Origin of the sequence: Vogesella sp. LIG4 (genome assembly GCF_900090205.1) — a bacterium.
Taxonomy (GTDB): domain Bacteria; phylum Pseudomonadota; class Gammaproteobacteria; order Burkholderiales; family Chromobacteriaceae; genus Vogesella.
On the sequence record NZ_LT607802.1, the window covers coordinates 3807961 to 3834958 of the forward strand.

The 26998-nt window shown below is 62.9% G+C and carries 23 protein-coding genes, 1 tRNA gene, 1 pseudogene and 1 riboswitch; of the genes and pseudogenes, 7 read left to right on the top strand and 18 right to left on the bottom strand.

Annotation, left to right across the window (positions count from 1 at the left end):
* Positions 1-360: 360 nt before the first annotated feature.
* The 6 genes from astB to PSELUDRAFT_RS17665 form a co-directional block, all read right to left on the bottom strand.
* Positions 361-1710 (bottom strand): N-succinylarginine dihydrolase, encoded by a 1350-nt coding sequence (gene astB, locus PSELUDRAFT_RS17640; protein ID WP_088968073.1) that lies wholly within the window; start codon positions 1708-1710, stop codon positions 361-363.
* Positions 1707-3167 carry a succinylglutamate-semialdehyde dehydrogenase gene (gene astD, locus PSELUDRAFT_RS17645; protein ID WP_088968074.1) on the bottom strand — a complete coding sequence of 487 codons (1461 nt, stop codon included), beginning with the start codon at positions 3165-3167 and terminating at the stop codon, positions 1707-1709. The genes astB and astD overlap by 4 nt, the downstream gene beginning before the upstream one ends.
* Positions 3164-4195, bottom strand: a complete 1032-nt coding sequence (gene astA / locus PSELUDRAFT_RS17650; protein ID WP_088968075.1) for an arginine N-succinyltransferase — start codon at positions 4193-4195, stop codon at positions 3164-3166. Before astA ends, astD begins: the two co-directional genes overlap by 4 nt.
* The gene (locus PSELUDRAFT_RS17655) at positions 4192-5229 is read right to left on the bottom strand and encodes an arginine N-succinyltransferase (protein WP_088968076.1); all 1038 of its coding nucleotides are present in this window, start codon (positions 5227-5229) and stop codon (positions 4192-4194) included. Before PSELUDRAFT_RS17655 ends, astA begins: the two co-directional genes overlap by 4 nt.
* Positions 5230-5345: 116 nt before the next feature.
* Complete coding sequence (locus PSELUDRAFT_RS17660; RefSeq protein ID WP_088968077.1) at positions 5346-6566, bottom strand: aspartate aminotransferase family protein; 1221 nt, start codon at positions 6564-6566, stop codon at positions 5346-5348.
* A 185-nt stretch (positions 6567-6751) separates the two neighbouring features.
* Complete coding sequence (locus PSELUDRAFT_RS17665) at positions 6752-7432, bottom strand: Crp/Fnr family transcriptional regulator (RefSeq protein WP_088968563.1); 681 nt, start codon at positions 7430-7432, stop codon at positions 6752-6754.
* 101 nt (positions 7433-7533) lie between these two features.
* On the opposite strand from PSELUDRAFT_RS17665, the gene PSELUDRAFT_RS17670 reads away from it, so the two are divergent.
* The 3 genes from PSELUDRAFT_RS17670 (at position 7534) to PSELUDRAFT_RS17680 (ending at position 11013) form a co-directional block, all read left to right on the top strand.
* Positions 7534-8724, top strand: a complete 1191-nt coding sequence (locus PSELUDRAFT_RS17670) for an NnrS family protein (protein WP_157725171.1) — start codon at positions 7534-7536, stop codon at positions 8722-8724.
* Positions 8725-8830: 106 nt separating this feature from the next.
* The gene (locus PSELUDRAFT_RS17675; RefSeq protein WP_088968079.1) at positions 8831-9814 is read left to right on the top strand and encodes a response regulator transcription factor; all 984 of its coding nucleotides are present in this window, start codon (positions 8831-8833) and stop codon (positions 9812-9814) included.
* 152 nt (positions 9815-9966) lie between these two features.
* The gene (locus PSELUDRAFT_RS17680; RefSeq protein WP_088968080.1) at positions 9967-11013 is read left to right on the top strand and encodes an oxidoreductase; all 1047 of its coding nucleotides are present in this window, start codon (positions 9967-9969) and stop codon (positions 11011-11013) included.
* A 495-nt stretch (positions 11014-11508) separates the two neighbouring features.
* Here the strand turns inward: PSELUDRAFT_RS17680 and PSELUDRAFT_RS17685 are convergent, their stop codons facing one another.
* From PSELUDRAFT_RS17685 to PSELUDRAFT_RS17710, 6 genes are all read right to left on the bottom strand, one after another.
* Entirely contained in the window at positions 11509-12096 is a 588-nt protein-coding gene (locus PSELUDRAFT_RS17685) for an SIS domain-containing protein (RefSeq protein WP_088968081.1), read from the bottom strand.
* Positions 12097-12320: 224 nt separating this feature from the next.
* Positions 12321-14009, bottom strand: a complete 1689-nt coding sequence (locus PSELUDRAFT_RS17690) for a methyl-accepting chemotaxis protein (RefSeq protein WP_088968082.1) — start codon at positions 14007-14009, stop codon at positions 12321-12323.
* A 385-nt stretch (positions 14010-14394) separates the two neighbouring features.
* The gene (locus PSELUDRAFT_RS17695; protein ID WP_088968083.1) at positions 14395-15342 is read right to left on the bottom strand and encodes an ABC transporter ATP-binding protein; all 948 of its coding nucleotides are present in this window, start codon (positions 15340-15342) and stop codon (positions 14395-14397) included.
* Positions 15329-16804 (bottom strand): iron ABC transporter permease, encoded by a 1476-nt coding sequence (locus PSELUDRAFT_RS17700; protein ID WP_088968564.1) that lies wholly within the window; start codon positions 16802-16804, stop codon positions 15329-15331. The genes PSELUDRAFT_RS17695 and PSELUDRAFT_RS17700 overlap by 14 nt, the downstream gene beginning before the upstream one ends.
* 53 nt (positions 16805-16857) lie before the next feature.
* Positions 16858-17442 (bottom strand): GNAT family N-acetyltransferase, encoded by a 585-nt coding sequence (locus PSELUDRAFT_RS17705; RefSeq protein ID WP_088968084.1) that lies wholly within the window; start codon positions 17440-17442, stop codon positions 16858-16860.
* 4 nt (positions 17443-17446) lie between these two features.
* Complete coding sequence (locus PSELUDRAFT_RS17710) at positions 17447-18463, bottom strand: thiamine ABC transporter substrate binding subunit (protein WP_088968085.1); 1017 nt, start codon at positions 18461-18463, stop codon at positions 17447-17449.
* 51 nt (positions 18464-18514) lie between these two features.
* Positions 18515-18621, bottom strand: a riboswitch (TPP riboswitch).
* 104 nt (positions 18622-18725) lie between these two features.
* Here PSELUDRAFT_RS17710 and PSELUDRAFT_RS17715 point away from each other — a divergent pair.
* From PSELUDRAFT_RS17715 to PSELUDRAFT_RS17725, 3 genes are all read left to right on the top strand, one after another.
* Positions 18726-20132 carry a DUF1800 family protein gene (locus PSELUDRAFT_RS17715; protein WP_088968086.1) on the top strand — a complete coding sequence of 469 codons (1407 nt, stop codon included), beginning with the start codon at positions 18726-18728 and terminating at the stop codon, positions 20130-20132.
* A gap of 11 nt (positions 20133-20143) precedes the next feature.
* Complete coding sequence (locus tag PSELUDRAFT_RS17720) at positions 20144-21334, top strand: DUF1501 domain-containing protein (protein ID WP_088968087.1); 1191 nt, start codon at positions 20144-20146, stop codon at positions 21332-21334.
* A 364-nt stretch (positions 21335-21698) separates the two neighbouring features.
* Positions 21699-21774 (top strand) — tRNA-Thr (locus PSELUDRAFT_RS17725).
* Positions 21775-21847: 73 nt separating this feature from the next.
* Here the strand turns inward: PSELUDRAFT_RS17725 and PSELUDRAFT_RS20155 are convergent.
* The 6 genes and pseudogenes from PSELUDRAFT_RS20155 to PSELUDRAFT_RS19970 all read right to left on the bottom strand — a co-directional run.
* On the bottom strand, positions 21848-22138 hold the full coding sequence (locus tag PSELUDRAFT_RS20155) for a tyrosine-type recombinase/integrase (RefSeq protein ID WP_197693904.1): 291 nt from the start codon (positions 22136-22138) through the stop codon (positions 21848-21850).
* Positions 22126-22896, bottom strand: coding sequence for a hypothetical protein (locus tag PSELUDRAFT_RS17730; protein ID WP_197693905.1), 771 nt, complete (start codon positions 22894-22896; stop codon positions 22126-22128). The genes PSELUDRAFT_RS20155 and PSELUDRAFT_RS17730 overlap by 13 nt, the downstream gene beginning before the upstream one ends.
* A gap of 19 nt (positions 22897-22915) precedes the next feature.
* Positions 22916-23131, bottom strand: a complete 216-nt coding sequence (locus PSELUDRAFT_RS17735) for a DUF4224 domain-containing protein (protein ID WP_088968088.1) — start codon at positions 23129-23131, stop codon at positions 22916-22918.
* Positions 23132-23205: 74 nt separating this feature from the next.
* Complete coding sequence (locus PSELUDRAFT_RS17740) at positions 23206-23724, bottom strand: hypothetical protein (RefSeq protein WP_088968089.1); 519 nt, start codon at positions 23722-23724, stop codon at positions 23206-23208.
* Positions 23721-24392, bottom strand: coding sequence for a DNA cytosine methyltransferase (locus PSELUDRAFT_RS19965; protein ID WP_255374060.1), 672 nt, complete (start codon positions 24390-24392; stop codon positions 23721-23723). Before PSELUDRAFT_RS19965 ends, PSELUDRAFT_RS17740 begins: the two co-directional genes overlap by 4 nt.
* A 58-nt stretch (positions 24393-24450) precedes the next feature.
* Positions 24451-24639: pseudogene (locus PSELUDRAFT_RS19970) on the bottom strand (DNA cytosine methyltransferase); the annotation flags it as partial.
* A gap of 228 nt (positions 24640-24867) precedes the next feature.
* On the opposite strand from PSELUDRAFT_RS19970, the gene PSELUDRAFT_RS17750 reads away from it, so the two are divergent.
* The gene (locus tag PSELUDRAFT_RS17750; protein ID WP_088968090.1) at positions 24868-26871 is read left to right on the top strand and encodes an acyltransferase family protein; all 2004 of its coding nucleotides are present in this window, start codon (positions 24868-24870) and stop codon (positions 26869-26871) included.
* The last annotated feature ends 127 nt before the right edge of the window (positions 26872-26998 follow it).

Genomic DNA, 26998 nt, shown 5'->3' on the forward strand with positions numbered 1-26998 from the left:
ACTGTCAATCTTAAAACAGCCAAAACAGGACGTTTTCTGACAAATTTTCCACATGATGTAATTTGTTGATTTTATTGAGAAAAATAACATTTTAAACACAAGCAACCGCCATGTTGCAGTGCAACCAAGCGGTTATTTCGGCTTTCTTTTCACGGCACCGGGCATTTAAAAATTTTCGGTTTTTTTCATTCTGAAATCATATAGTTTCCAATACGAAAATTATTCTGATCGTTTTCGCACCATGCTCGCGCTTTCCGCTGCACCACAACTGGATACAATCTATCTTATTCGTTTGCGAACGCAAAAAAGCCGCTGCACGAAGATCGTGCAGCGGCTTTTTCATGCCAGTCCGGTAGTGAATTACACCAGCTGGAACGGGTACACCGAGCCCAGGCCCAGAATGCCGGTCAGTTCGTCCAGCGCAGTGCGGCATTCCAGCAGCAGCTGCGGGTCGCCCAGGTCGGCCGGGGCAATGCGATCACGATAATGCTTCTCCACCCAAGCATTAAGCGTGCCAAACAGCATGTCGTTCATCATCACCTTCGGATTCACCGCGGCGATCTCGCGCTCGGACAGCGCCACACGCAGACGCAGGCAGGCCGGGCCGCCGCCGTTCTGCATGCTCTGCTTCAGATCGAACACGCGTACTTCGGCAATCGGGCCACCGCTGTTCACCAGCTTCTGCAGGTAGGTCCACACGCGCTCGATGTTGCGGCACTCTTCCGGCACCACGATGATCATCTTGCCATCGGCGCGCGACAGCAGCTGGCTGTTGAACAGGTAGCTCTTCACCGCCTCTTCCACGCTCACTTCCGCCTGCGGCACCTCGATGGAAATGAACTTGCCACCTGCGGCGGCCAGCTTGCGCTCCAGCTCGGCCAGCACATCGGCCTGATGCAGGAAGGACTTCTCGTGGTGGAACAGCACGTTGCGGTTGCCAACCGAGATCACGTCGTTGTGGAACACGCCGGCATCGATGGTGGCCGGGTCCTGCTGCGCGTATACCACGCCCTCTTCCTTCAGGCCGTGCAGACGGGCGATGGCCTGGCTGGCTTCCAGCGTCTGGCGCGCCGGGAAGCGGGCCGGTGCCGGGTAGCGGCTGTCGAAAGCCGCCGCACCGAATACGAAGAACTCCACGCCGGCGCCATCGTATTCGTGGCAGAAGCGGGTATGGTTGGCCGCACCTTCGTCACCGAAGTGCATCTGCGCCGGCAGCGCCTCATGCACCGCGAAGCGCGACTCGTCGGCAAACATCGCCTGCAGGATGCGACGGGTGGTCGGATGCTCGATGGAGCGGTGGAACTTGTTGTTCAGGTTGGCCGGGGTGAAATGCACGCGGCCGTCGGCGGTGTCGCCGGAGGGGCTGACGGTAGCCGCGTTGGCGGTCCACATGCAGGAAGCCGAGCTGGCGGCGGCCAGGATGGCCGGCGCTTCCTTGGCGGCGCGCTCCACTACCTGTGCGTCGGTGCCACCAAAGCCCAGGCGGCGCAGGCTGGCCACGTCCGGGCGCTCATGCGGGGCCAGTACGCCCTGCTTGAAGCCCATGTCGTGCAGCGCCTTCATCTTGGCCAGGCCCTGCAGGGCGGCCAGTTTCGGGTTGGACGCCGCGTTCTGGTTGCCGGTGGAAGCCACGTTGCCGTAGGACAGGCCGCTGTAGTTGTGCGTCGGGCCTACCAGGCCGTCGAAGTTCACTTCAAATGCGTTGCTCACAGTACGATCCCCGGAGAAAGTTGAGACGGAACGGTCAGGCTGTCGCATTCCAGCGATGCCACCGGCCAGGCGCAGTAATCCGCCGCGTAGTAGGCGCTGGGGCGATGGTTGCCCGAGGCGCCGATGCCGCCGAACGGTGCGGCGCTGGAGGCGCCGGTCAGCGGCTTGTTCCAGTTCACCACGCCGGCGCGGCTTTCCAGCAGATAGTGTTCGTATTCGGCACGGTCGTCCGACAGCACGCCGCCGGCCAGGCCGAAGCGGGTGTCGTTGGCGATGTCGATGGCCTCGTCGAAGGAGGTGTAGCGGATCACCTGCAGCAGCGGGCCGAAGAATTCCTCGTCCGGGCGCTGTGCCGCGGTGCTGTCCACGATGCCGGGGCTGAGCAGCGCGCCAGTGTCGGACAGGCGCTTCATTTCCAGCAGCAGCTTGCCGCCATTGGCCAGCAGCGTGGCCTGCGCCTTCAGCAGCGCATCGGCAGCGGCATTGGAAATCACCGAGCCCATGAACGGCTGCGGCTCTTCGTTATACAGACCTACCTTGAGGTTGGCCGCAACCTGCACCAGGCGCGCCACGAAGGCATCGCCCCACTGCCCTGCCGGCACCAGCAGGCGGCGCGAGCAAGTGCAGCGCTGGCCGGCGGAGATGAAGGCAGACTGGATCACGTGATGCACGGCGGCATCCATATCGGCCACCTTGCCGACGATCAGCGGGTTGTTGCCGCCCATTTCCAGCGCCAGGATCTTCTCCGGCTGGCCGGCGAAGTTCTTGTGCAGCAGGTTGCCGGTAGCGGAGCTGCCGGTGAAGAACAGGCCGTCGATGCCGTGGTGGCCGGCCAGGGCAACGCCGGTATCGCGCGCGCCCTGGGTCAGGTTGATCACGCCCGCCGGCAGGCCGGCTTCGTTCCACAGGCGCACGGTTTCCTGCGCGGTCCACGGGGTAAGCTCGGACGGCTTGAAGATCACGGTATTGCCCGCGATCAGCGCCGGCACGATGTGGCCGTTGGGCAGGTGGCCGGGGAAGTTGTACGGGCCGAACACCGCCACCACGCCGTGCGGCTTGTGACGCAGTACCGCCTGGGCATCGCCCATGGCTGCGCTACGCTCGCCGGTGCGTTCCTGGTAGGACTTCACCGAGATATCCACCTTGTTCACCATGGTGGTCACTTCGGTCTGTGCTTCCCACAGCGGCTTGCCGGTTTCCTTGGCAATGATCTCGGCCAGCGCGGCCTTGTTGGCCGCAAGCAGCTCGCCAAAACGGCGGGCGATGGCAATGCGCTCGTCCAGTGGGCGGCGCGCCCAGGCCTTGAACGCGGCACGCGCGGCGGCCACGGCGGCATTCACCTGCTCGCTGCCGGCGGCATTGCCGTGCCAGATCGCTTCGCCGGTGGCCGGGTTGTTCTTGCTCATGGCTTCGCCGCTGCCGGCCAGCCACAGACCATTGATGAACTGGGTACTCACTGTGCAGTCTCCTTCGGCGACAGCGCGACCACGCGCACCATGTCGCCCTGCTTGATATTCAGTGCCGCGGCCTGTTCGGCCGTGATGTCGATGCCGTCGCGGCCAACCTGTTGCGCCGCCATGATCACGCGGAAGCCTTCCAGACTGGTATTGGACAGCAGCTGGAAATCGCCTTCGCTTACCGCGGCCACGATATTGGCCGGCAGCAGGCGGCTGTCGCGTACCGCGCGGATGTCATTGGTGTAGGACTGTACCGTCGGGCCGCCGTCGAAGATGTCGACGTAGCCTTCGTAGCGGAAGCCTTCGCCGTACAGCATGGCCACCGCCGGGCGGGTGTTTTCGTGGGTCTGGCCAATCACCGCCTGCGCTTCCTGCGGCAGGAAGTCGATGTACACCGGGAATTTCGGCATCAGCTCGGCCACGAACGCCTTCTGCCCCACGCCGGTCAGGTAATCCGCCTCGGCAAAATCGATGGAGAAGAAGTGGCGGCCCAGCGCCTCCCACAGCGGCGATTTGCCGTTGGCGTCGGACACGCCGCGCATTTCGGCCACGACCACCTTGCCGAACAGCTGCGGGAACTGTGCCAGGAACAGGAAACGGCTCTTGGACAGCAGGCCGCCATTGCGGTTTACCCGGAAATCCGGGTGCAGGAACAGCGTGCACAGCTCGCTGTAGCCGGTGTGGTCGTTGGACAGGAACAGCGTTTCGTGACGCGTGTACACGCCCAGCTCTTCCGAAGCATGCACGATGTTGCCGACCCGGTAGTTGTACCAGGGCTCTTTCAGGCCCACGGCGGCTTCCAGCGCGCAGATGCCGCCGACGCGGCCGCTTTCGCTGTCTTCCAGCACGAACACGTAGCCGCAGTCGGCCAGTTCGGCTTCGCCGGCAAAGGTTTTCTCCGAGCGCGCGATGCGTGCGGCCAACCTTTCAACGTTCACCGGCAGCGAGGTCAGGCCCACGCCGGCGCTGCGCGCCAGCTCCATCAGGCCGTCCAGGTCGCTGTCGCGAATCGGGCGAATGATCATCATGCTGCAGTCCTCCCTGCTTCCGGCAGCAGCGGCGCCACACAGGCTTGCTGGCCGCTGGTGAGTGCCAGCACGCGAGCGGTGTCCGGCGTAATGAACAACACCTCGTCCACCACCGCGCCACGCGCCTGGGTAACAACGAATTCGTCGCTGCGATGGTTGGAGATCAGCATCTCGCCGGCGCCTTCCGGCAGCTGCGGCGCCACTTCCACCCGGTGCATGCGCTGCGAGCGCTGGGTGAACAGCTGGTCCACCTCGGCGGTGAGCACGGCGCCGCCGTCGAAGATGTCGATATAGTTGTCGGCCTCGAAGCCTTCGCGGGTCAGGATGTCGAACGGACGCTCGAAATCCGGGTGGATCTGGCCGATGGCGCTCTGCGCGGAATCCGGCAGCAGCGGCACGTAGATCGGGTAGGACGGCATCAGCTCGGCAATGAAGGTCTTGCTGCGCTGGGCGAAGGCCTGCTCCACCTGCGGGAAATCCATATTAAAGAAGCGGCGGCCGATGGCGTCCCAGAACGGCGACTGGTCGTTATCGTCCAGAATGCCCTGCATTTCCACCAGAATGCGGCGGCCGAAACGGGCGCGCGCAGCGGCGATGTACATCAGGCGGGCACGCGACAGCAGCTCGTAGGCGCGCAGCTGCTCCTTGGGCGAACAGAAGAAGCCGCACAGCTGGATCTGGCCGGTCAGGTCATGGCACATGTTCAGCACGTGGATGCGGTTGTTCACCTTCAGCGCGCGCGAGGCGTGCACCATGGTTTCGCTGCGGTAGCTGTAGAACGGCTCTTCGAAACCGGCGGAGGCGCTGATGGAGGCAGTGCCCACCACTTCGCCCTCGACTTCCAGCACGAACATATAGTATTCGCGGCCGGTGCCGGCGATGGCCTCGTGCTCGAAAGCGCCGAGCGAGGACTGGATCTTTTCGTAAAGCTTTTCGCGATTGTTCGGCAGGCTGGTAACGCCGATCCCGCTGTCTACCGCCATCTTCTCGATGACCGGCAGGTCGGAAATACGAACTGGGCGCACTGTCAGCATGGCGTGCCTCTCTCTCGTAGTAAGCCGGAAGGCGGGCGCAGCAGCGCCCGTCCTGCCGCCGTCTGGCGGCAGGATTCCCCTGGATTGGTAATGAATGGATTAAGTCGCGGGTGGAATCAGCCGCGGTTGGCCGCAACCACCGCTGCCACGGCGGCGTCGAAGCGGGCCAGACCTTCGTCGATGTCCTTGTCTTCCACCACCAGCGACGGGGCGAAGCGCACTACGGACAGGCCGGCTACCAGCACCATCAGCTGCTGGGCTTCGGCGGCCTTCAGGAAGTCACGGGCACGGCCGGCGAACTCGTCGGTCACCACGGCGCCGATCAGCAGGCCCATGCCGCGGATTTCCTTGAACACGTTGTACTTGGCGTTGATGGCGTTCAGGCCGTCAACAAAGCGCTGGTGCTTGGCGGCCACGCCGGCCAGCACTTCCGGGCGGGAAACGATTTCCACCACTTTCTTCGCTACCGCGGTAGCCAGCGGGTTGCCGCCGTAGGTGGTGCCGTGGGTGCCCACTGCCAGGCTCGGCGCCACCTTGTCGGTGGTCAGCATGGCGCCGATGGGGATACCGCCGCCCAGGCCCTTGGCAGAGGACAGGATGTCCGGGTTCACGCCGTAAGCCTGGTAGGCGTACAGGGTGCCGCAACGGCCCACGCCGGTCTGCACTTCATCAAAAATCAGCAGCGCGTTGTGCTGGTTGCACAGCTCGCGCGCGGTTTCCAGGAATGCCTGGCTGGCCGGCAGTACGCCGCCCTCGCCCTGTACCGGCTCGATAACCACGGCGCAGGTCTTGTCGGAGATCGCTGCCTTCAGCGCTTCGACATTGTTGAATTCGATATGGGTGATGCCGGCCGGGTTCGGGCCGAAACCTTCGGCGTACTTCGGCTGACCGCCCACGTTGACGGTGAACACGGTACGGCCGTGGAAGGAGTTCTTGCAGGAGATGATTTCGTGCTTGTCGGCGCCGAAATGATCATGAGCGTATTTGCGTGCCAGCTTGAATGCCGCTTCGTTGGCCTCGGCGCCGGAGTTGCAGAAGAACACGCGGTCGGCGAAGGTCTTTTCCACCAGCAGCGATGCCAGTTCCAGCGCCGGCTCGTTGGTGAACACGTTGGACAGGTGCCACAGCTTGTGCGCCTGTTCGGTCAGGGTAGCCACCATCTCCGGGTGACAGTGACCCAGGGAGTTCACTGCGATACCGCCGGCAAAGTCGATGAACTCGCGGCCTTGCTGGTCCCATACGCGGGAACCCTCACCCTTTACCGGGATGAAACCGGCCGGGGAGTAGTTGGGGACCATGACCTGGTCGAAAGTTTCGCGGCTGACTTGCTTGCTCATTGATGGGTTCCTTCCTGCAATTCGTCTTGAGTTCTTGTGTGGCGCCCCGCCATCGTGGGGTTGGCGGGGCTGTCCCGTGGGCTTCTGTCGATTCTAATCGAAACTTTTAAGCCGACCATATCCGCTTTGCGACATGGCCTTACACTTTTTCAAGAGATGTAAGAAGATGAGCAAAAAACAAAAAATCAAGTCAGTTCAATGAGTTGCTGCAGCTTATCGGCATCCGGTATGTGAATTTCGCGCCCTTCCACCACAATCTGCGCCTGCTCCGACAGTTTCTGCAGCACCCGCGAGAAGGTTTCCGGCGTCAGATTCAGCCGTGATGCCATTACCTGCTTGTTCACCGGCAAGGTCACCGCGCCGGCATGCTCGTCCTCGCCCAGTGCCTGCAGCAGATAGCTCACCACCCGTGCCACCGCGCCCTGCAGGCTGTAGCTGGCCACATCCTGCAGCAGGCCGTGCAGGCGCATCGACAGGCCGGCCAGCATGCGCCGCGCCAGCTGCGGGTCGCTGTCCAGCAGCGCCATCAGCGGCGCCGCCGGCACGAACAGCACCAGCGCATCCTCCAGTGTCTGCGCCATGACCGGGTAGTTGCCGGTCATGAACATGATCGCCTCGCCGAAGCTCTGCCCCGGGTAGATGATCTCCACCACCTTCTCGCTGCCGCTGCGCGAGGACACGGTGAGCTTGATCTTGCCGTACACCAGCACGTGCATGCCGTCGCAGGGGTCGCCACGCTGAAACAGCACACTGCCCTTGTCGTAACGGTGTTCGGTGGTGACATTGGCGATCTGCTGCAGGTGGTCCGGCGAGCAGCTGGCAAACAGTGGCAAGTGCTGCAAAAAGCGGATGGCGGATGCTTGCATGGTGGGGCTCCTGTTTTCTTGACGGTCATCATTCACGCGGCGCCGGGTGGAGCGGACACTGCGGTTGTTATGTTTATTTGCTGTTAATAACAGTTAGCGCCATGGCCCACCATCCACCATTAGAGCTAATTACCCGCTCGCCACACCGCGCCGGCTTCGTTCCCGGCATCGCCATCTGCCTGCTGCTTACCGTGTTCTGGGCCACCGAGTTGGCCGCACGCGTAACCGGCGGCAGCTTTGCCACCAGCATCGCCATTTCGCAGGCGCACGGGCTGGTGATGCTGTATGGCATCTTTCCCTTCTTCATGTGCGGCTTCTGCTATACCGCGGTGCCGCGCTGGCTGAACGTGGCCAACCCGGCGCCGCGCGTATTCGTGGGCATGCCGCTGCTGCTGCTGGGCGGCGTGCTGTGCTGGCTTGCCGGGCTATGGCTGGGCAAGGGCTGGCTGCTGGCCGGCAGCCTGCTGCAGCTGGCGGCGTTCGCCGGCCTGGCGCTGACGCTGGGCAGCATGATACGCCGCAGCCAGGTAGCGGACCGCCAGCATGCACGCCTGGTGGTGGCCGCCTTCCTGCTGGGCGCCGCCGGGCTGCTGTGCTCGCTGCTGTGGTTTGCCGGCCTGTTCACTAATGGCTGGTGGTGGACCCGCCACCTGGCGCTGTACGGCTTTCTGCTGCCGGTGTTTCTGACCGTAGCACATCGCATGCTGCCTTTCTTCAGCAGCAGCGTGCTGCAACCCTATACCCCGTGGCGCCCGTACTGGCTGCTGCGGCTGTGGCTGGCCGGCAGCCTGCTGCATGGCCTGCTGGGCATCGCCCTGCTGCCGCAATGGCCGCTGGATCTGCTGCTGGCCGCCTCGTTCGCCTACACCAGCTGGCGCTGGCAGCTGCGCCGCAGCCTGGCGGTACCGCTGCTGGCCATGCTGCACCTGGCGTTTGCCTGGCTGGCCGCCGCCTTCCTGCTGCTGGCGCTGGCCAGCCTGGGCTGGTTCTCGCCACTGGCCGGGCTGCATGCCATCACCATCGGCTTCTTCATCACCATGCTGGTGGGCTTTGCCTCGCGGGTGATGCTCGGCCACTCCGGGCGGCCGCTGCAGGCTTCGCCCACGCTGTGGCGGCTGTACCTGCTGCTGCACGTGGTGGCGCTGCTGCGCGTAGCCGCCGACATGGCCGGCCATGCGGCCAACCTGCTGCTGGCCATCGCCGCCGGCCTGCTGGCACTGTTGTCGCTGCTGTGGCTGCTGCTGGGTGCGCCCTGGCTACTGAAGGCGCGCATTGACGGCAAAAACGGCTGATACACCCGTACGGCATGCGGCTTTACCCGGTGCGCAGTGAAATAACATCTACGCTGGAGAAAAGATGCAGTAAAGTTGCCGCCTGCCACCGTTCCGGGAGAAAGACATGTCCGAGGCCACCCTGCTGATCGTGGAAGACAGCCAGAGCCAGTGCGCGCTGTACCGCAGCCTGTTCGACGGCCTCTACACCCTGCAGTTTGCCGCCACCGGCCTGGCGGCACTGGACAGCGTGGCAGGCAGCCCGCCCGACGCCATCCTGCTGGACGTGGAGCTGCCGGACATCGACGGCTACCGCGTGTGCCAGCAGCTGCGCAGCAACGGCCACGAACTGCCCATCCTGTTTGTCTCCTCCCACGGCAGCCTGGAAGACCGCCTGCAGGGCTACGATGCCGGCGGCAACGATTTTCTGCGCAAGCCGATCGACGGCCGCGAAATCGTGCTGAAGGTGGCGCTGGCGCTGCGCGCCCATGCCGAAAAGCGCGAGCTGCAGCAAAGCGGCCAGCACGCCTTCTCCGCCGCGATGACGGCGATGAGCGCGATGTCGGAAATGGGGGTGCTGATCGATTTCATCCGCAACGCCTCGCGCCTGGCCAGCTACGGCGACATCGCCGCCGCCATCTGCGGCACGCTGGAAGCCTACGGCCTGCACGGCTGTGCGCAGGTGTACGGCAGCAGCGGCGAAACCACCCTCTCCACCGACGGCAGCCCCAGCGCGCTGGAAGCCAGCATCATCGCCAATGCCCGCACGCTGTCGCATATCTATTCCAGCGGCTGCAACACCTCGTTCAACTACCCGAATTGCTGCCTGATCGTGCGTGACATGCCGGTAGACGACGACACCCGCTGCGGCCGCCTGCGCGACCACCTGGCCATCCTGGCGGAAGTAGCCGCCGCCCGCGCCCAGGCGCTGGACGAGCTGCAGCAGCAGACAAGCACCCTGCAGCAGCAACTGGATGCGCTGCACAGCGCCGTGCTGACCCTGCGGCGCGAGCTGCCCGCCGCCGGCGCCAGCCTGGGCCTGAGCGACGAGCAGCAGCAGCGGCTGGTACGCCTGTTCGACAGCAAGCTTGCCGAACAGGGCAAGCGCTAGGTTAATCCTGCAGGGCAAGGTTGGCCGCAAAGCCTTGCCAGTCAAGCTTTTGCGGCTTTTTTAACGTAGTGTCGCAACTACAGCAAAAGCAGCCTTGTCAGCCAGTTTGGGCTACGGTAAAAGCTGATTCCCTCCTGTTCTCGAGACATGCCATGTCTGCACCGCTGAATGTTGCCCTGGTGGGTTACGGCTATGCCGGACGCACCATCCATGCCCCGCTGATCCAGGCCAGCCCGCGCCTGAAGCTGCATACCGTCGTCAGCAGCAAGGGCGAGCAGGTCCAGGCCGACCATCCCGGCGTACAGGTTGCCAGTGACACCTCGCAGGCGCTGGCCGACCCGCAGATCGACCTGGTGGTGATTGCCAGCCCCAACAATAGCCATTTCGTGCATGCCGACTCGGCACTGGCCGCCGGCAAGCACGTGGTGGTGGACAAGCCGTTTACCGTCACCCTCAGCGAAGCACAGCAACTCATCGTGCAGGCCAAGCACCACCAGCGCCTGCTGTCGGTGTTCCACAACCGCCGCTGGGATGCCGACTTCCTTACCGTGCAACAGCTGCTGGCCGCCGGCACCCTGGGCGAGATCGCGCTGTTCGAATCGCGCTTCGAGCGCTACCGCCCGCAGGTGCAGGTGCGCTGGCGCGAATCCGACGTGGCCGGCGGCGGGCTGTGGTACGACCTGGGCCCGCACCTGCTGGACCAGGTGCTGCAACTGTTCGGCATGCCGCATGCCATCCACGCTGACCTGGCTTGCCAGCGCCCCGGCGCCGTCACCACCGACTACTTCCACGTACAGCTGCGCTACCCGCGGCTGCGGGTGCTGCTGTCCGGCAGCTGCCTGATCAGCGGCGGCTCGCCGCGCTTTGCCGTGCACGGCAGCGGCGGCAGCTACGTGAAATACGGGCTGGACAACCAGGAGGCCATGCTCAAGCGCGGCCAGCAGCCGGGCGATGCCGGCTGGGGCGAGGACACGCTGCACGGCATGCGCTACTGGCAGGTGGATGGCGAGCCGCACGGCGTGCTGCACACCACCCGGCACGGCGACTACCGCCGCTACTACGATGGCGTGGCGGCAGCCATTCTCGATGGCACTACCAACCCGGTGCCGGCCGAACAGGCGGCGCAGGTGATGCGCCTGATCGAGCTGGGCGAGGACAGCGCGCGGCGCGGCCAGGAGTTGCCGGTCAACGGTTACTGAGACACCAGACGACAAAGCCCACCAGCGGCGGGATGGTGTTCACTTAAGAAATCGCGCCCAACCACTTTGGCGTTAGAACGGTAGCGACTTGCCCCAAACCCGTTGGCGCGAGCCGTGTAAAACGGTATGCCCCAGGTTTTAAGACGCCGATCTGTTTGAGTCCCGAGCCGTTAGCGAGGGACGAGTTCGGCGGCGCCTGGGGCGTGCCTTTTTGCACGGGGTTTCGAGCAGCCCCGGGGAGCCGGGGATTGTTAAGGGGGCCGCGGGGGCCCCCTTAACCTGTCCGCCGGGCGGAACCGGCATCAAAATCATTATCCACGTAGCGGATTCCACGCTAAAACAAGCCATACCACAACTGCAACACGGTAAACGTTGGGCCTCGCTGGGCTCGACCCAAGCTACTCTCTGAACCAACAAATAAAAATGGTGTTCACTTGCTTAAGTGAACACCATTACACCAGCGGCGGGCCTTGTCGCGCCCGACCCGGTTAGGGCTCAGGCGTAGTTCTGCGGGAACAGCGCGCGCTCCACCGATTCGATCAGGATGTGGATCACCTTGATATGCAGCTCCTGCACCCGGTCGGCGTACTGGCCGCCCGGGGTGCACACGTCGATGTCTGCCAGCTGGCCGATCACCGAATCCGGCCGCCCGGTCAGCGCCACCACCACCATGCCCAGCGCCTTCGCCTCCTTCACCGCCGCCAGCACGTTCTTGCTGCTGCCGCTGGTGCTGATGGCCAGCAGCACGTCGCCGGCGCCGGCATGCGCTTCCAGGTAGCGCGAGAAGATGGCCTCGTAGCCGTAGTCGTTGCCCACGCAGCTGATGTGGCTGGGGTCGCTGATCGAGGCTGCCGGCAGTGCCTTGCGATCCAGCCGATAGCGGCCGGACAGCTCCTCGGCAAAGTGCATGGCATCGCACATTGAGCCGCCGTTACCGCAGCTGAACACCCGGCGACCGTTGCGGTACGCCGTCACCAGCGCATCGCCGGCGGCGTCGATGGCGGCCAGCGCCTGCTGGTTGGACAGCAGTGCGTCCAGGGCACTGCGCGCTTCGGTGAGGGTGGCAACAATATGCGGTTTCATGGTGTCAGCCTGGTTTTATCTTGATGGCCGGGCATTGTACCCGCCTCGCCCCGCCTGCGCAGTACCTCTTCCGGCGGAAGCCGGTGCCGGCGCCAACAACAGCACGGGCCCCGCGGGGCCCGTGCGTGTATTGAACAAGCCCTTTCGCAGCGCGGAAGGGCCTGGTTTTACAAACAGCAAGGCTGCCGATGCGATTGCCCGGCAAAGCACCTGGCCAGTACGGCTTACGCCGGCTGCAGCCGCACGGCCGGGCGCAGGCTGGCCGCCGCTGCCACCGCCAGCGGCGGCAGGGTGAAGAAGGCGATTGCCGCTTTCAGCTCCCCTGCCATCTGTTCCAGCTGGCTGGCGGATACCGCGGTCTGGGTGGCGGCGGTGCTGGTTTCCTCGGTCATCTGCGCCACCTGCTCCACGTTGCCGGCGATATTGCCGCTGGCCGCCTGCTGCTGCGCCAGCGCCGCCGATACCGACAGGATCGCCTGGTTGATGCGGCCAACGTTGCCGCTGATGCCGGCCATATTGTCGCGCGCCTGGCGGGTCTGCAGCAGTCCTTGCTCCATGCCGGCCACGGTCTGGTGAATGTCGGCCACCACCTGCTGGCTGCTGGACACCATCTCGGCAATGATCTCGCTGATCTGGCTGGTGGAATGCGCGGTGCGTTCCGACAGCTTGCGCACCTCGTCGGCCACCACGGCGAAGCCGCGGCCGGCCTCGCCGGCGCGCGCCGCTTCGATGGCGGCGTTCAGCGCCAGCAGATTGGTCTGCTCGGCCACGTCGCGAATCACTTCCACCACGCCGGAGATCTGCTGCGACTTGCTGCCCAGCAGATTGGCCTGCTGCTGCGACGCCTGCACCTGCGCGCTGACCTGCTGGATGGTATCCAGCGTGCCGCTGATGCTGGCTTCGCCGGCGCCGGCCAGCTGGCCGGCACTGCCGGCATCGCGCGCCACTTCGCGGGTATTGTCGCTGACCGAGGCGATGCTCACCGACAGCTGCTCCACCGATGCCGACATGGCGGCAACGGAGCGGGTCTGCTCCTCCGCCGTTACCGCGACCTGCTCGGAGGATGCGGCCAACTCGGTGGCGTTGATCGACAGCCGCTCGATCACCTGCTCCAGCTCCTGCACCAGCCGGCCCAGCGATTGCTGCATGACGGCCATGCAGGCCACCACGCTACTGTCGTCGCCGGCCCGCACCGCCAGGCTCTGGCTGAGATCGCCGGCGGCAATGCGCCGTGCCAGCTGCACCACATCTGCCGGCTCGCCGCCCAGCTGGCGCAGCAGGTTGCGGATGATGAAAAAGCCCATGCTGCTGCCCAGCGCCAGACCGGCCAGCATCAGCACGATCGACATATTGGTACTGTGCTGCGCGGAAACCTGCGCCTTGGCGTACTCCTCGGCAGCCACCCGCAGCTGCAGCTCGATCAGCGCGTCGATCTGCCGTGCCACCGGGTCCATCGCCGGGTACAGCTGCTGGTCGGTGAACTGCTGCAGGCCGGCGGCATCGCCCGCCTGCGCCAGCTGGCGCAGTTGCACGGTGGCGGCATTGGCCACCTGCATTGCCTGCTCCGCCCGGGCAGCCAGGCCCTGCTCTTCTGCGGTCAGATAGGTGGCACGGTAAGCCTGCCATTGTTTGTCGATGTCGCTGCGTGCGCTGTCCAGGTTCTGCAGAAAGGTATCGCGGCTGATGCTACCGGCGTGCAGCTTGTGAGTGGCATCCACGATGCTGCTGGCGTAGCCGTCCGCCACGTGCTTGAGCTGCTGCAGCGGCAGCACGCGGTCGTTATAGGTGGTGGCAAAGGCGCCCATGATTCTGGATTGCACATACATGCCGTAGCCGCCCAGGGTGGCGGCTATCAGCAGCAGCAGCCCGAGCAGCAGGCTCAGGCGCTGGCCTATGGTCAGATGACGGAACATGTCGTTACTCCGGTGGGTGAGGTGAGAACGTCAACATTTGTTAATTCATCTGTTAGTTAGCCATTATCAAATTACATGTCAATGCAATAAGCCGCCGCTAGGTAGTTACACCTAGCGGCCACTCCAGCCCGCGCCAGCGCTCTGCCACCACCTCGCTGGCAATAAATGGCCACAAAATGTCTATACCAACCAATAAAGCGCCGGCTTGCGCCATAAAATGCCAATGGCAAGCCGGATTAGCCGCAGATTGCCGGCACAACACCCGTGATGCTTCATGCCAAAAGCATTGCTGCATTTGCACATAGCCAGGCACGGCCACGCGCGGCAATAAAAATGCCGCCCAGCCAGTGGCGTGGGCGGCATGGTGGCGGCGCTCCGGGCGCGATCAGCCCTGCCAGCGCAGCAGCGCCTCCGCGCGCACCCCCAGCGCCAGGCTGCGGCCAACCTGCGGCTGCGGCATGCCGGCCAGCTCGCGCGGGCTGAGCAGCAGCTGCCACGGCGCGTCGTCACCCGCCACCGTCAGCCGCCAGCCATCGGCCTGCGGCGCCACCGCCAGGATGCGCCGCTGCGGCTGGCCATCGCCCAGCACGAAGGCCTGCGGCGGGATGGCGTAGCCATCGAACACATTGTGAAAGCCGACGAAGCGCGCCACCCAGGCACTGGCCGGCTGCGCCAGGATCTCCGCCGGCGTGCCCTGCTGCACGATGCGGCCGTGCTGCAGAATGGCCACCCGCTGCGCCAGGGTGAATGCCTCGTGACGGTCGTGCGTTACCAGCAGCGCCGGCACCTGCAGGCCGGCCAGGTGCTGCGCCACATCGGCCAGCAGCTGCTGTTTGAGGTCGGTGTCCAGGCTGGAGAACGGTTCGTCCAGCAGCAGCAACTGCGGCCGGCACACCAGCGCGCGTGCCAGCGCCACCCGCTGCCGTTCGCCGCCGGACAGGGTGTGGCAGGCGGCGCGGCCACGGCCGGCCAGCCCCACCGCCGCCAGCATGTCTTCGGCCTGCTGCCGCGCCGCACGTGGCGGCTGGCCGCGCTCGACCAGGCCGAAGGCAACGTTGGCCGCAGCGTCCAGGTGCGGGAACAGCGCATGATCCTGGAACATCATCGCCAGCTGGCGGCGCTCCGGCGGCAGCGCCAGCAGGTCGCGGCCGTGCAGGCTGACACTGCCGGCATCCGGCCGCTGCAGCCCGGCCAGCACCGCCAGCAGGCTGGACTTGCCGGCGCCGGACGGCCCCAGCAGCGCCAGCGTCTCACCTGCCGCCACCTGCAGCGACACGCCGTCCAGCACGCGGCGGCGGTGGAAGGCCAGGCTCAGTTGTTCAATCCGCAGCACGATGTTTCTCCGGCCATTCGATGATCAGGAACGCCAGCAGGGCAAAGCCCAGCAGCAAACAGGTAAGCAGCATGGCCTGCTGCAGGTTGGCCGCACCGGGGCGGCCCAGCCGCTGGTAGATCAGCGTGGTGAGCGTGGTCCACTCCGGGCGCGACAGGAACAGCGTCACCGCGAATTCGCCCACCGCGGTGGCAGCGGCAAACGCCAGCCCGCGGCGCAGCGCCGGGCGGATCAGCGGCAGGCTGACGCGGAGAAAAGCGCGCCAGCGGGTGGCGCCCAGGGTGCGCGCCGCCGCCGGCAGGCTGGGCGGCAGACTGGCCAGCGCCGCCGCCACCGCCTTGGCCACAAAGGGGTAGCCCAGCAGCGCATAGGCCGCCAGCAGCAGCCCCAGGCTGGCGCTGAACTGCGGGTACAGCAGCAGCAGGCCGAAGGCCAGCATCACCGGCGACACCATGAAAGGCAGAAAGCCCAGCCCGCGCAGCCACCACCAGCGCGCCGCCGCCACGCCGTGCGTCAGCCCCAGCAACAGCGCCAGCAGCACCGCGCCGGCAGAAAAACGCAGCGTGTTGCCGATGGCGCCCAGCACCTCGCCATCCCACAGGCTGCGCCAGCTGGCGGCATCGGCCTGCAGTGCACGCCAGACAATCGCGGCCAGCGGCGCGGCGCAGCACAGCGCCAGCAACAGCAGCGCCGCCAGCAGCTGCAGGCGTTGCGGCCAACCTTGCGGCGGGCGGCACAACGTGGGGCCGGGGCGGTTGTCCCGCACCAGCCGGCGCTCGACCCAGGCATAGCCGCCTACCGCCAGTGCACCCACCGCCAGTGCCAGCAGTGCCAGCGCGCCGGCATCAGCCAGGTTCAGCTCGTAAGCCACCAGCGAATAGATTTCCACTTCCACCGTGGCGTAGCGCTGCCCGCCCAGCAGCAGCGCCAGGCCGAAACCGGCAAAGCAGTACAGGAAGATCAGGCACAGCGCGGAGCCCAGCCACGGCCGCAGCACCGGCCACTCCACCCGCCAGAAGCAGCGCCACGGCGTGGCGCCCAGCGTGCGCGCCGCCTGCAGGCGGCTGGCCGGCACCTGCGCCAGGCCATCCACCCCGGCACGCACCAGCAGCGGCAGGTTGTAGAACAGGTTGCCGTACAGCAGCAGCCACGGCGTGTCCTGCAGATTGATGCCGCTCACGCCATGCGGGCCGAACAGCGCCAGCACGCCGAGGCCGGCCACCAGGGTGGGCATCACGAAGGGTAGCAGCAACAACCGCAGCAGCAGGCGGCGGCCGGGAAAGTCATAGCGCGCCAGCACCCAGGCCAGCGGCAGGCCAATGAGCAGGCACAGCAGACAGCTGGCCAGCGCCTGCCCCAGCGACCACGCCAGCCGCCACTGCAGGTAGCTGTCCTGCAGCAGCGCCGGGCTGAACGCCACCCCGCCCTGCCACAGCAACCGCGCCAGCGGCGCCGCCACCATGGCGGCCAGGAACAACAGCGGCAGCAGCGCCAGGCTGCTGCGCAGCGGCCAGTTCACGCAGCGTGCTCCAGCAGGAACACCTGCTCGTCGCCGTCTTCCGGGTCGTGCCAGCTGCCCACCTGGCAAAAGCCGAAGCGGTGCGCCAGCGCCAGCGACGGCTGGTTGTGCGGCGCGATGGACAGCACGAAGCGCTGCTGCCCGTGCTCGCGCCGCGCCCAGTGCAGCATGGCGGCCAGCGCCTCGGCGGCGTAGCCCTGGCGACGGTGCGCGGCGTACACGGTGTAGCCCAGCTCCACCGCGCCCGGCGCCAGCTCATGCAGATACGCCGGCGCCGGCGTGCTGTGAAAGCCGATATGCCCCAGCATGCGGCCGCTGTCGCGGCACAGCATGGCGCGCAGCGACCACGGCGCGTAGCCGTCATCGGCCAGCATGTCCGCCAGCCGCAGCGCCATCAGCGCCTGCTCGCCCAGCCAGTCCGCCGGCAGCACGGCGCCCAGCCGGGCGCCGGCCTCGACATGGCGGCCGTTGCTGCCCAGGCGCAGTACCTCGGCATCCAGGTGGCGCAGTATCAGCCGCGGGCTGTGGATGTCGCCGTGGCGTCCAACTGCAAGATTGGCAGCAAGGTTGGCCGCAAGCATGGCGTCAGTTACCGGATTTCAGCACCAGCCGCGTCCAGCGGCTGACCCAGCCGGCGGTCTTGGCCTGCATGGCGTCAAGCTTGGGGTTGCTGAACGCGGTGGGCTGCGGCGCGTGCTTGTACACCGGGTCCAGGCTCACGCCGTCCACTGCCGGGTACATCCACATTTCGGTGGGAATCGCCTGCTGCGCCGCATTGCTGCGCATGAAATCGACAAAGGCCTGCGCCGCCTGCGGCTCCTTGCCTCCCTTCACCCGCGCCACGCCTTCCACCTGCTGGAACACGCCGCCCTTGAGCAGCAGGTTGGCGGTGGGCGCCTCGCTGAGTTTTTCCTTGCTGTAGAACACCTCGGCCGCCGGGCTGGTGGCATAGCTCACCACGATGGGGCGCGCGCCGCCGTTGCGGCTGAACTCGGTGTAGTAGGCCTCGCTCCAGCCTTTCACCACCTTCATGCCGTTATCGCGCAGCTTCTCCCACCACTGGAAGGCGCCGGCCTCGCCCTTGCCGGCGATGGTGGCCAGCAGAAAGGCCAGCCCCGGGCTGGAGGTAGCCGGGTTTTCCACCACCAGCAGGTTCTTGTAGGCCGGCTTGGCCAGGTCGTCCAGGCTGGCCGGCAGCGGCAGCTTGTTCTTGGCGAACCAGGCCTTGTCGATGTTCAGGTTCACGTAGCCGTAGTCCACCGCTACCGCGCCCGGCAGGGCAACGCCGGCCACGCTGCGGCCAACCTTGCTGCTGGTGGGCTCCAGCACGCCGGCGGCATTGGCCTTGCCGATCAGGGTGTTGTCGATGCCGTACACCACGTCGGCAATGGGGTTGGCGCGGGTGAGGATCAGCTTGTTGAGCATCTCGCCGGCATCGCCGGCCTTGATGATGGACAGCTTCACGCCGGCCTGCTGCTCGAACTCGGCCAGTTTGTCCTTGGGCAGGCTGAACGAGCTGTGCGTCAGCACGCGCAGCTCGCCGGCTGCGGCACAAAGGGAGACGCCGGCCAGCGCCAGCAACATGATGGTTTTCTTGAACATTGCAGACATCCTCTTTTGCTTACGGCACCCAAAAGAAGAAGCGGCACGCGGCATGGCCGCACATCACACTTCCTCCGCTGGCATGACCCAGATCAGGTTCTGGGGTATTTCTCAGTCCGCCTGGCCAACATGCCTGGCGGGCACCCCCGGTGATCGAGCGGCAAGTATAACGCTTCATGCCACAATCCTTAACAGCTGTGCGCAACCCGCCCCTGCCCTGGCAGCTAGACTGTGAACTGCCTTTTTACATTCCACTGCCATCATGCTCCTGCTGCGCCGCCTGCTTCCGCTCCTGCTCCCGCTGTCTGCCCTGGCTGCGCCAATCGGCGAGGACGGCGCCCGCCTGCTGCTGCAGCGCACCGGCTTTGGCGCGCCGCCGGCGGCCATCCGCCAGCTGGCACCACTGGAACGGGCGCAGGCGGTGGACCGCGTGCTGGACGAGGCCCACCACGTGGCACAGACCCCGCCACCGGGCTGGGCGGAGCAGGAACTGCAACTGCCGCCGCGGCGCGACATGAGCGAGGAAGAGAAAAAGGCATTCCAGCGCGAGGAGCAGGAAAAGGGCCTGGCGCTGCGCGGCTGGTGGCTGCAGGAGATGTATGCCAGCCACAGCCAGATCAGCGAAAAGATGACCCTGTTCTGGCACAACCACTTCGTGTCGGCACTGGAAAAAGTGAAAGTGCCGGAGCTGATGTACCAGCAGAACGTGCTGCTGCGCCGCGATGCGCTGGGCAACTTCGCCACCCTGCTGCACGACGTCGCCCGCGATCCGGCCATGCTGCGCTACCTGGACACCGCGGCCAACCGCAAGGGCCAGCCCAACGAGAACTTCGCCCGCGAGGTGATGGAACTGTTCACCCTGGGCGAAGGCCATTACAGCGAGCAGGACATCCGCGAGGCGGCACGCGCCTTCACCGGCTGGAGCCTGCAACCGGGCAGCATCAGCTTCGTCTACCGCCCGCGCCAGCATGACGACGGCAGCAAGACCGTGTTCGGCCGCAGCGGCAATTTCGACGGCGACGAGGTGCTGGACCTGCTGCTGGCGCGGCCGGAAACCAGCCGCTTCATCACCCGCAAACTGTGGCTGTACCTGGTGTCGCCGCAGGTGGACGAGCAAAAGGTGCAACAGTTGGCCGCAAGCTTCGCCCGCGACTACGAGATCAAACCGCTGCTGCGCAAGCTGCTGCTGAGCGATGCCTTCTGGCGCAGCGCCGGCCAGCAGGTGAAATCGCCGCTGGAGCTGACCGTGGGTACGCTGCGCACCTTCGAGCAGCCGGCGCCGGACTGGCGGGCGCTGGCGGTGCTCAACCGCGGCATGGGACAGGACGTGTTCAACCCGCCCAATGTGCGCGGCTGGCCCGGCGGCGAAGCGTGGATCAACAGCGCCACCCTGCTGGCACGCAAACAGTTCCTGGATCGCCTGTGGCGCGACGGTGGCAACCGGCCGGCCATGGACCCGGCCGCCAGGCCGCTGGAGAAACGCGCCGAGCGCAGCATGAATCAGCTGGTGCTCCCGGCGGACGACTGGCTGCAAGGCACCGGGCTGAGCATGGCGCAGCTGCCGCACTACCTGCTGGCGCTGCCGCCCACCCAGCCGCTTGCGGCCAACCTGCCCGCCAGCCAGACGCTGCGTGCGCTGTTGATGGATCCGGCTTACCAGGTGGAATGAGGGAGACCCCGATGCAAAGACGCGACTTTCTCAAAACCCTGGGCGCCGGCCTGCTCACCGTGCAACTGCCCGGCCTCGCCTACGCGCTGGCACCGGCCGGCTATGAGCGGCTGCTGATCCTGGTGGAGCTGAAGGGCGGCAACGACGGCCTCAACACCGTGGTGCCGTTCGCCAGCAGCGATTACTACCGGCTGCGCCCCAGCCTCGCCATTGCCCGCGAACAGGTGCTGCAACTGAACGAAAGCAGCGGCCTGCACCCGGCGCTGGCACCACTGCTGCCGCTGTGGCAGGCCGGCCAGCTGGCCATCGTGCAGGGCGTGGGCTACCCGGAACCCAATCTGTCGCACTTCCGCTCCATCGATATCTGGGACAGCGCCAGCAACAGCCAGCAATACCTGAGCGACGGCTGGCTGACGCGGCTATTCCAGCACTACCCGCCGGGTGATGCCTACGCCAGCGACGGTGTCATCCTCGGCAGCCAGACACTGGGGCCGCTGGCCGGCGGCGCCCGCGCCGTGGTGCTCACCACGCCGGACAGCTTCGCCCGCCAGGCCAGGCTGGTACAAAGCCACGCAGCCGGCGGCAGCGGCGCGCTGGCACACATCCTGAAAGTGGAAGACGACATCCGCCATGCGGCTGCGGAGCTGGGTGGCAGCGGTGGCGGCATGGCCGCCATGGCACCGGCTGGTGCGCGCGACGAAGGCAAGCTGCCGGCCGCGCCCGGCGCCTTCGGCCAGGCTATCCGCACCCTGCTGGCCACACTGGACGGCGGTGCGCGTATCGCGGTGGCGCGGCTGACGCTGACCGGCTTCGACACCCACAGCAACCAGCCCGCCACCCAGGCGCGGCTGCTGGGTGAGCTGGCCGAAGGGTTGGCCGCATTGCAGCAGGGGCTGGACGCACGCGGACGCTGGCGCGACACCCTGCTCATGAGCTATGCCGAGTTCGGCCGCCGCCCCCGCCAGAACGGCAACAACGGCACCGACCACGGCACCGCCAATGCCCACTTCGTATTGGGCGGACGGGTAAAAGGCGGCCTCTACGGCCAGGCACCGCAGCTAGCCGACATTAGCGACGGCAATCTGCCCTACGCGGTGGATTTTCGCCAGCTGTACGCCACGGCCATCGAACAGTGGTGGGGCAAGCCCTCCGCCGCCATGCTGGGCAATACCTTCCGCCCGCTGCCGCTGCTGGCGGTGTAGCCCGCCATCGTCTACAACGCATACAGCATAAGCTGTCGGCCCGGCGCCGCCTTATAGCCGCACGCAAACAATCAGTTATTGGAAATCAATTTAACAAAGTTATAGTTCGCCGCCATACTGCAGCCATCAACACGGAGCAACCGCCATGAAACGCTTCCTGCCCAGCCGTGAACTGCTAGACGACATCCTCGCCAACCTGGTGTGGCTGCAATAAGCCCCCCGCGATGAGCCCGGCGCAGCAGCAACTGCTGTTCAACAGCAGCGCCGCGGCGGTGGAGATATTTTTGTAAAACCGGCGTTTTGGCAGCCGAATTAAAAAAGCGCTTGCCAGCGGCAAGAAAGCTGACTAATATTCGCCGCCTACGCCGGTGTAGCTCAGTTGGTAGAGCACCTGACTTGTAATCAGGGGGTCGCGAGTTCGATTCCTGCCGCCGGCACCAATACAGAAGGGCCTCACAGCGATGTGAGGCCCTTTGCTTTTGCTTCGCAATTCCGGCCTTGCTCCGCAAAAAGTCATTTCGTCGGCCCTACTTTGGCCCCTCTCCGGTTCCTAATGTACTGCTCAGTCATAGTGACTGAGCTGTGGCCAAGCTGTTTTTGCGCCTGGCGGATATCACCAGAAGCGTCCGCTTTGTCGGTACCGGCTTTGGCCCGGAGATCCCGGAATTGGAACGCGGCAATCTCGGCCGCCAGTTGGGGAAACTTCAGCGCAGCATCCCTGCGCGCATCTTCAAACCGTCCTCGCAGACCGCCTTTCGTCAACGGCCTCCCATCGTCTTTGACGATCAGCTTCAGCGGGCGCACTTTGAAGGCGGACTTCCGGCGATTGATCCTGGCCAGCAACTCGGCGAGCTACCTTCCACAGACACCCGTAACTTGGTGCCGGTCTTGTGCTGGTCAAGGTAAATGAAGCCATCACGCATGTTATGGTCGCTCAGCTTCAACGTATCCGCCGGCCGCTGCCCAATGAGGTAAGCCAAGTCCATGGCGTCGCGCAGCGCCTGGTCGCCGGCCTCGTACACAACTCGGAATACGTCGTCCTCGACGTAAATATTGCGCCCGGCCTCAGAATTCCCACGGATGCCGGTGCAGGGGTTGGGCTGGTTGGTATAGCCCCAGCCACGCGCGCAGTTCCAGATATGCGAGAACAGCGCCTTTTCCCGGTTGGCTGCTACCGGGGAACCACTACGCCACGTCATGTACTTCCTGATGTGATGCGCTTCGATGTCATCCAACGGCGCCGGCTCGGGGTCGCAGAAGAACTTCAGTAGGAACTTGGATTCGCGGAGATTGTTTATCTGGCTGCGCGGGGCCTTGGCCGGAAGCACCTCTTGCAGATATCGCTCCCAGGCATCCCGAAATGTTGGCCGGTTTACTGGCGGCACTTTGGCCTGCTCCAGTTCTGCCCACTTCATCACAGCCAAGGGGTAGTCTGACCCCAGTGGTATCTCTCGGCGTGGCTTCTCGCCGGTATCGTAGTAGTAATAGACGACACCACTGCGCTGCTTGCGCGCACGCATACCGCGCGGCAGATTCAGATTTACAGTTGGTTTGCGCCCCATGATGTAGTCCTGTCTGTCCTTAAATCGCCGGCTGCCATTTAGGCTTGGCGGCAACTTCCTTCTTCGCACTGCCTTCCACTGCAGACCTTGTCACCACCGGCCTTCCGCAGGCATTTACCCTGAACGGGACGCCCATCATTCGCAGGGCCTCTACCTGTTTCGATTTCAGCTTTCTACCCGTCAATGTTGCCACCTCATCAGCGGTCAAAAACAGGGCATCATTTATGTCCGTCATAGCATCCTCCCAACCCTGGCGATATTGAAAACGCCGACCATCTGGCCGGCGTGTCGTCGATTCGTGTCTACATGTCAGGCGGCCTTGCGCTCCGCCAGCCTCACCCGCTTCGCCGTCTCGATTCCCTCCTCCACGATCAGTGCCGCTTCGTGCAACACCGTCAGCAGCTCGCCGCGCGTCAGCACCGGGATGATGTTGCGCATGGCGTCCAGGGCGTCCTTGACGTTGCGGTATTGCTCGCCCGTGCCTATCAGCCGGCCGGTGGTGCGATAGCGTTCACCGATAGCCTGCAGCTCGTCCGACGCCACCATGCCGGTCATGCGGAAGGTCGCGCCCAGCTCCTTTGTCTCCGGCGTGCCGCGTTCGATCAGCAGCTTGCCGGCGCAGAAGGTGGCCACGGCCATCTCGCACAGCCGGGTGAAGCCTTCCACATCCACCGTGCCCAGCAGCAGGCGCTCGTAGTCGGCCAGCGGCTCGTCCAGGATGTCCACGTCGTTGGTGGCGGTGTTCATCGCCTGGCCGATGGCCAGCTTGAACGTGTCGAAGCTGGGGCGGTGCTTACGCGGGTTATACTTCTTGCGTGGCTTACTCATGCGGCCTCCCTGATTGCGTTGATGATGTCGTGCATCACCGGCGGACATACCGCATTCCCCAACATGTGAACGGCGAGGTGGTGTTGCTCCGGCAGGATGTAGCCCGCTGGAAACCCCATGGCTGTCCGGCATTCCTGCGCAGTGAGCATCCGCATACGGTCACCATCGATGATGGCCCACCGGTCACGCGTCGTGATCGTGCCGATTGGGCGGCCTAGGCTGCGGCCAGTTTCTCCGGAGCCGGTGCCGTAATACGGAGCTAAGAAGCGATCACCAAAGCGGGCCCGGCCTGCCGCAATTCGTTTCAAGGTTGCGGGGCTGCGCCCTGGTCGCTCGATCTGGCTCCAATTGCCTGCGGCGAAGTCAATGAAGCTGTCGGCGCCGATGTGCTCATGCTTTGGCAGTCGCAGCTCAATCGGGTGCTGGCTACGTGTCATCACCAGATAGAGGCGATCTCGGTTTTGAGCCACGCCGTGGTCGGCTGCGTCTAAGATGTAAGGCTGGATGGCATAGCCCAGCGCGTGCAGTGCTTGCCGCCATGCCGGATACAGCTTCCAGCGCGTGAATGCCGGAACGTTCTCCACCACGATGAAATCCTGCAGGTGGTATGGCAACCGCGATGACAGACCACGCTGTTGCGCGGCTGCTGTCATGTTGCGGGTTGCCATTCGCCTTTCCGCGAGCCGGGCTGTGCCCCTGGCAGCACGGGCTAGCCAAGAAGCCGTCGTGCGCCGGAATGGTAGATGGGTCAACCTGGTGCATGTCCTGACATACATGCATGTCACCCGGGTGGTTGCGTGCTTGCAGCTCCACTGCGGCGGGCCAGTGATTACCAGTCCAGACCCCTTCGGCGCCTGCCATGATGGCGCCCTCACTGGCGCCGCCCATGCCGGCAAATCCGTCAGCTACTTTCATGCTGTACCCCAAGTGAATCAGGCCGCCCAGTAGGCGGCCCGTCGGGTGATCTTGTTTGGCATCGCATCCCTATCGCTTATCGGAAGCTGTCCGCCTAAGTGTGGAGCCGCCCCCGTCGTGACATATTTAACGACAGTCGAATGCCAACCTAGTAGAATTGATAGACTCTAACCTTGGTAAACACAGCACAAAACTAGACACAAAGCAAGTTTTGTAACTGACCGTCCAATGACTACAACAGAAAAGACAGCAAAGCTTGACAGTTTTGCGAGTGGAATGAGCGGGAGTAGTACAGCATCACGTGCTGCTCAGCACCCAATAGCATATCGCCCAGACATTGATGGTCTTCGCGCCTTAGCAATTTTGTCTGTACTCCTATATCATGCATTCCCCACATTTATTCGAGGGGGATTTATAGGGGTTGATATATTTTTTGTTATATCTGGTTATTTAATAACTAGCATTATATTTAATAAAATTCAAAATAATGAGTTTTCTTTTTTTGACTTCTACATAAGGCGAATAAAAAGAATATATCCAGCATTACTACTTGTATTGACTTTCACAACGGCATTTGGCTGGATTATCCTATTGCCATCAGAATTTTCCACCCTTGGGAAACATGTTGCGAGCAGTGTGTTCTTCGTACAAAACTTCACTCTATATCACGAATCTGGGTACTTCAATCCGCAAGCCACCCTAAAACCTCTTTTGCACATCTGGTCGCTAGGGATAGAAGAACAGTTTTACTTGATATTTCCTGTAATACTTTTTTCCGCAAAAAAATCAAACAGGAAATTGGCATGGATAATACCAACAATTGCGGCAACATCATTTTTGATTAATATCATTAATGTAGCAAGCCATCCAGAAAAAACATTCTTCCTTCCGCACACACGATTCTGGGAGCTGCTTACCGGTTCAATCGTTGCATTAATTGACAAAAAAACAGAAACGCAAAACATTAAGAAATATAGCGGGCTTTTTTCAGCGCTCGGCATTGCACTAATACTGACAGGTGTCTTCACAACAAAAGAAAGCGACATCTTCCCTGGCTGGCTTGCATTGATTCCAGTCATTGGCAGCGCCCTCATAATTTACGCCGGGCCGAAGTCAATCACAAACGAAAAAATCCTATCAAACAAGCTGATAATTTTGGTTGGACTGATAAGTTATCCACTTTACCTTTGGCACTGGCCAATAATATCCTACTTATATATACTGGGCAATGGCACGCTAAGCGTAGAAAGTGGTTTTTTTGCAATCTGCATAAGCTTTGCATTAGCCACAGCAACATATTATTTTATTGAAAAGCCAGTCCGCTCAAACAAAAAACAATATAAGTTATTAGCTTATATGGCAATTACGTCAGCAATATTGACCACCATTGGTTTAGCCATCAATTTTGGAAAAATAACTCCATTTGTCACCACAACACCTCTCCGAGATGTTTCTTACGCAATCAACGAGTGGGAGTATCCACAAGGTCTTTATACCACAAAGATCAACAATAGCGAGATAAATAAAATAAACGGGGAGAAATATACATTATTTATTGGCGACAGCAACATGGCCCAGTACTCCCCTCGGGTTGTTTATTTAGCGAAAAATAAACTAACAAAAAAGGGAGCCATTTTCTTCACAAGAAGCGGCTGCCCCCCAGTAAGTGGAGCGTTCGAAAAAAAAACCGAGCACTGCAAAACAGCCTTTTTAGACATCAATGTCGCAATAGAAAACCCAGATGTTGACACGGTAGTAATAGGGGCGGCGTGGGTCTCATATCTAGGCTTGTCCGCCGATTTTATATACAACAACAAAATAATGAACACTCCGGAGGGCAGAAAAGAACTATTCCTCCAATTAGAAAAACAAATAAAAACCATAAGATCAAATGGGAAAAAAATTTTTGTTTTGCTTAACATTCCGACTGGCAATGAACTAAATCCATCAAATATCATTAATAGAAATTCGCTTTTAAAATTCAATGCAACCAGAAATTCAGAAATGATTTCAAAATCAGATATTTACATAAAATTTCCATGGCTATCCGAGCTAAAGCGGGTTGCCACAATAAACGGCGCAACGGTAATTGACCCTTTAGATTATCTATGCAATCAACAAACATGCAGTGGCACAACACCTTCCGGAATGGCTATTTATAGAGACGCCAATCATTTGAGGCCAACATATGTGCGAAAATATATAAAATACATAGACGCCACAATGCAGTAATTACCCCACTCGCTCTAAAAAAACATTCTGAAAGTGACAACAAATAGAGAGGGGCATTTCATGCCACCTCCCGCACCAACTGAATCACGTTGTCCTGACTGCCTTCGGGCAGCTTGGCCACTACCAG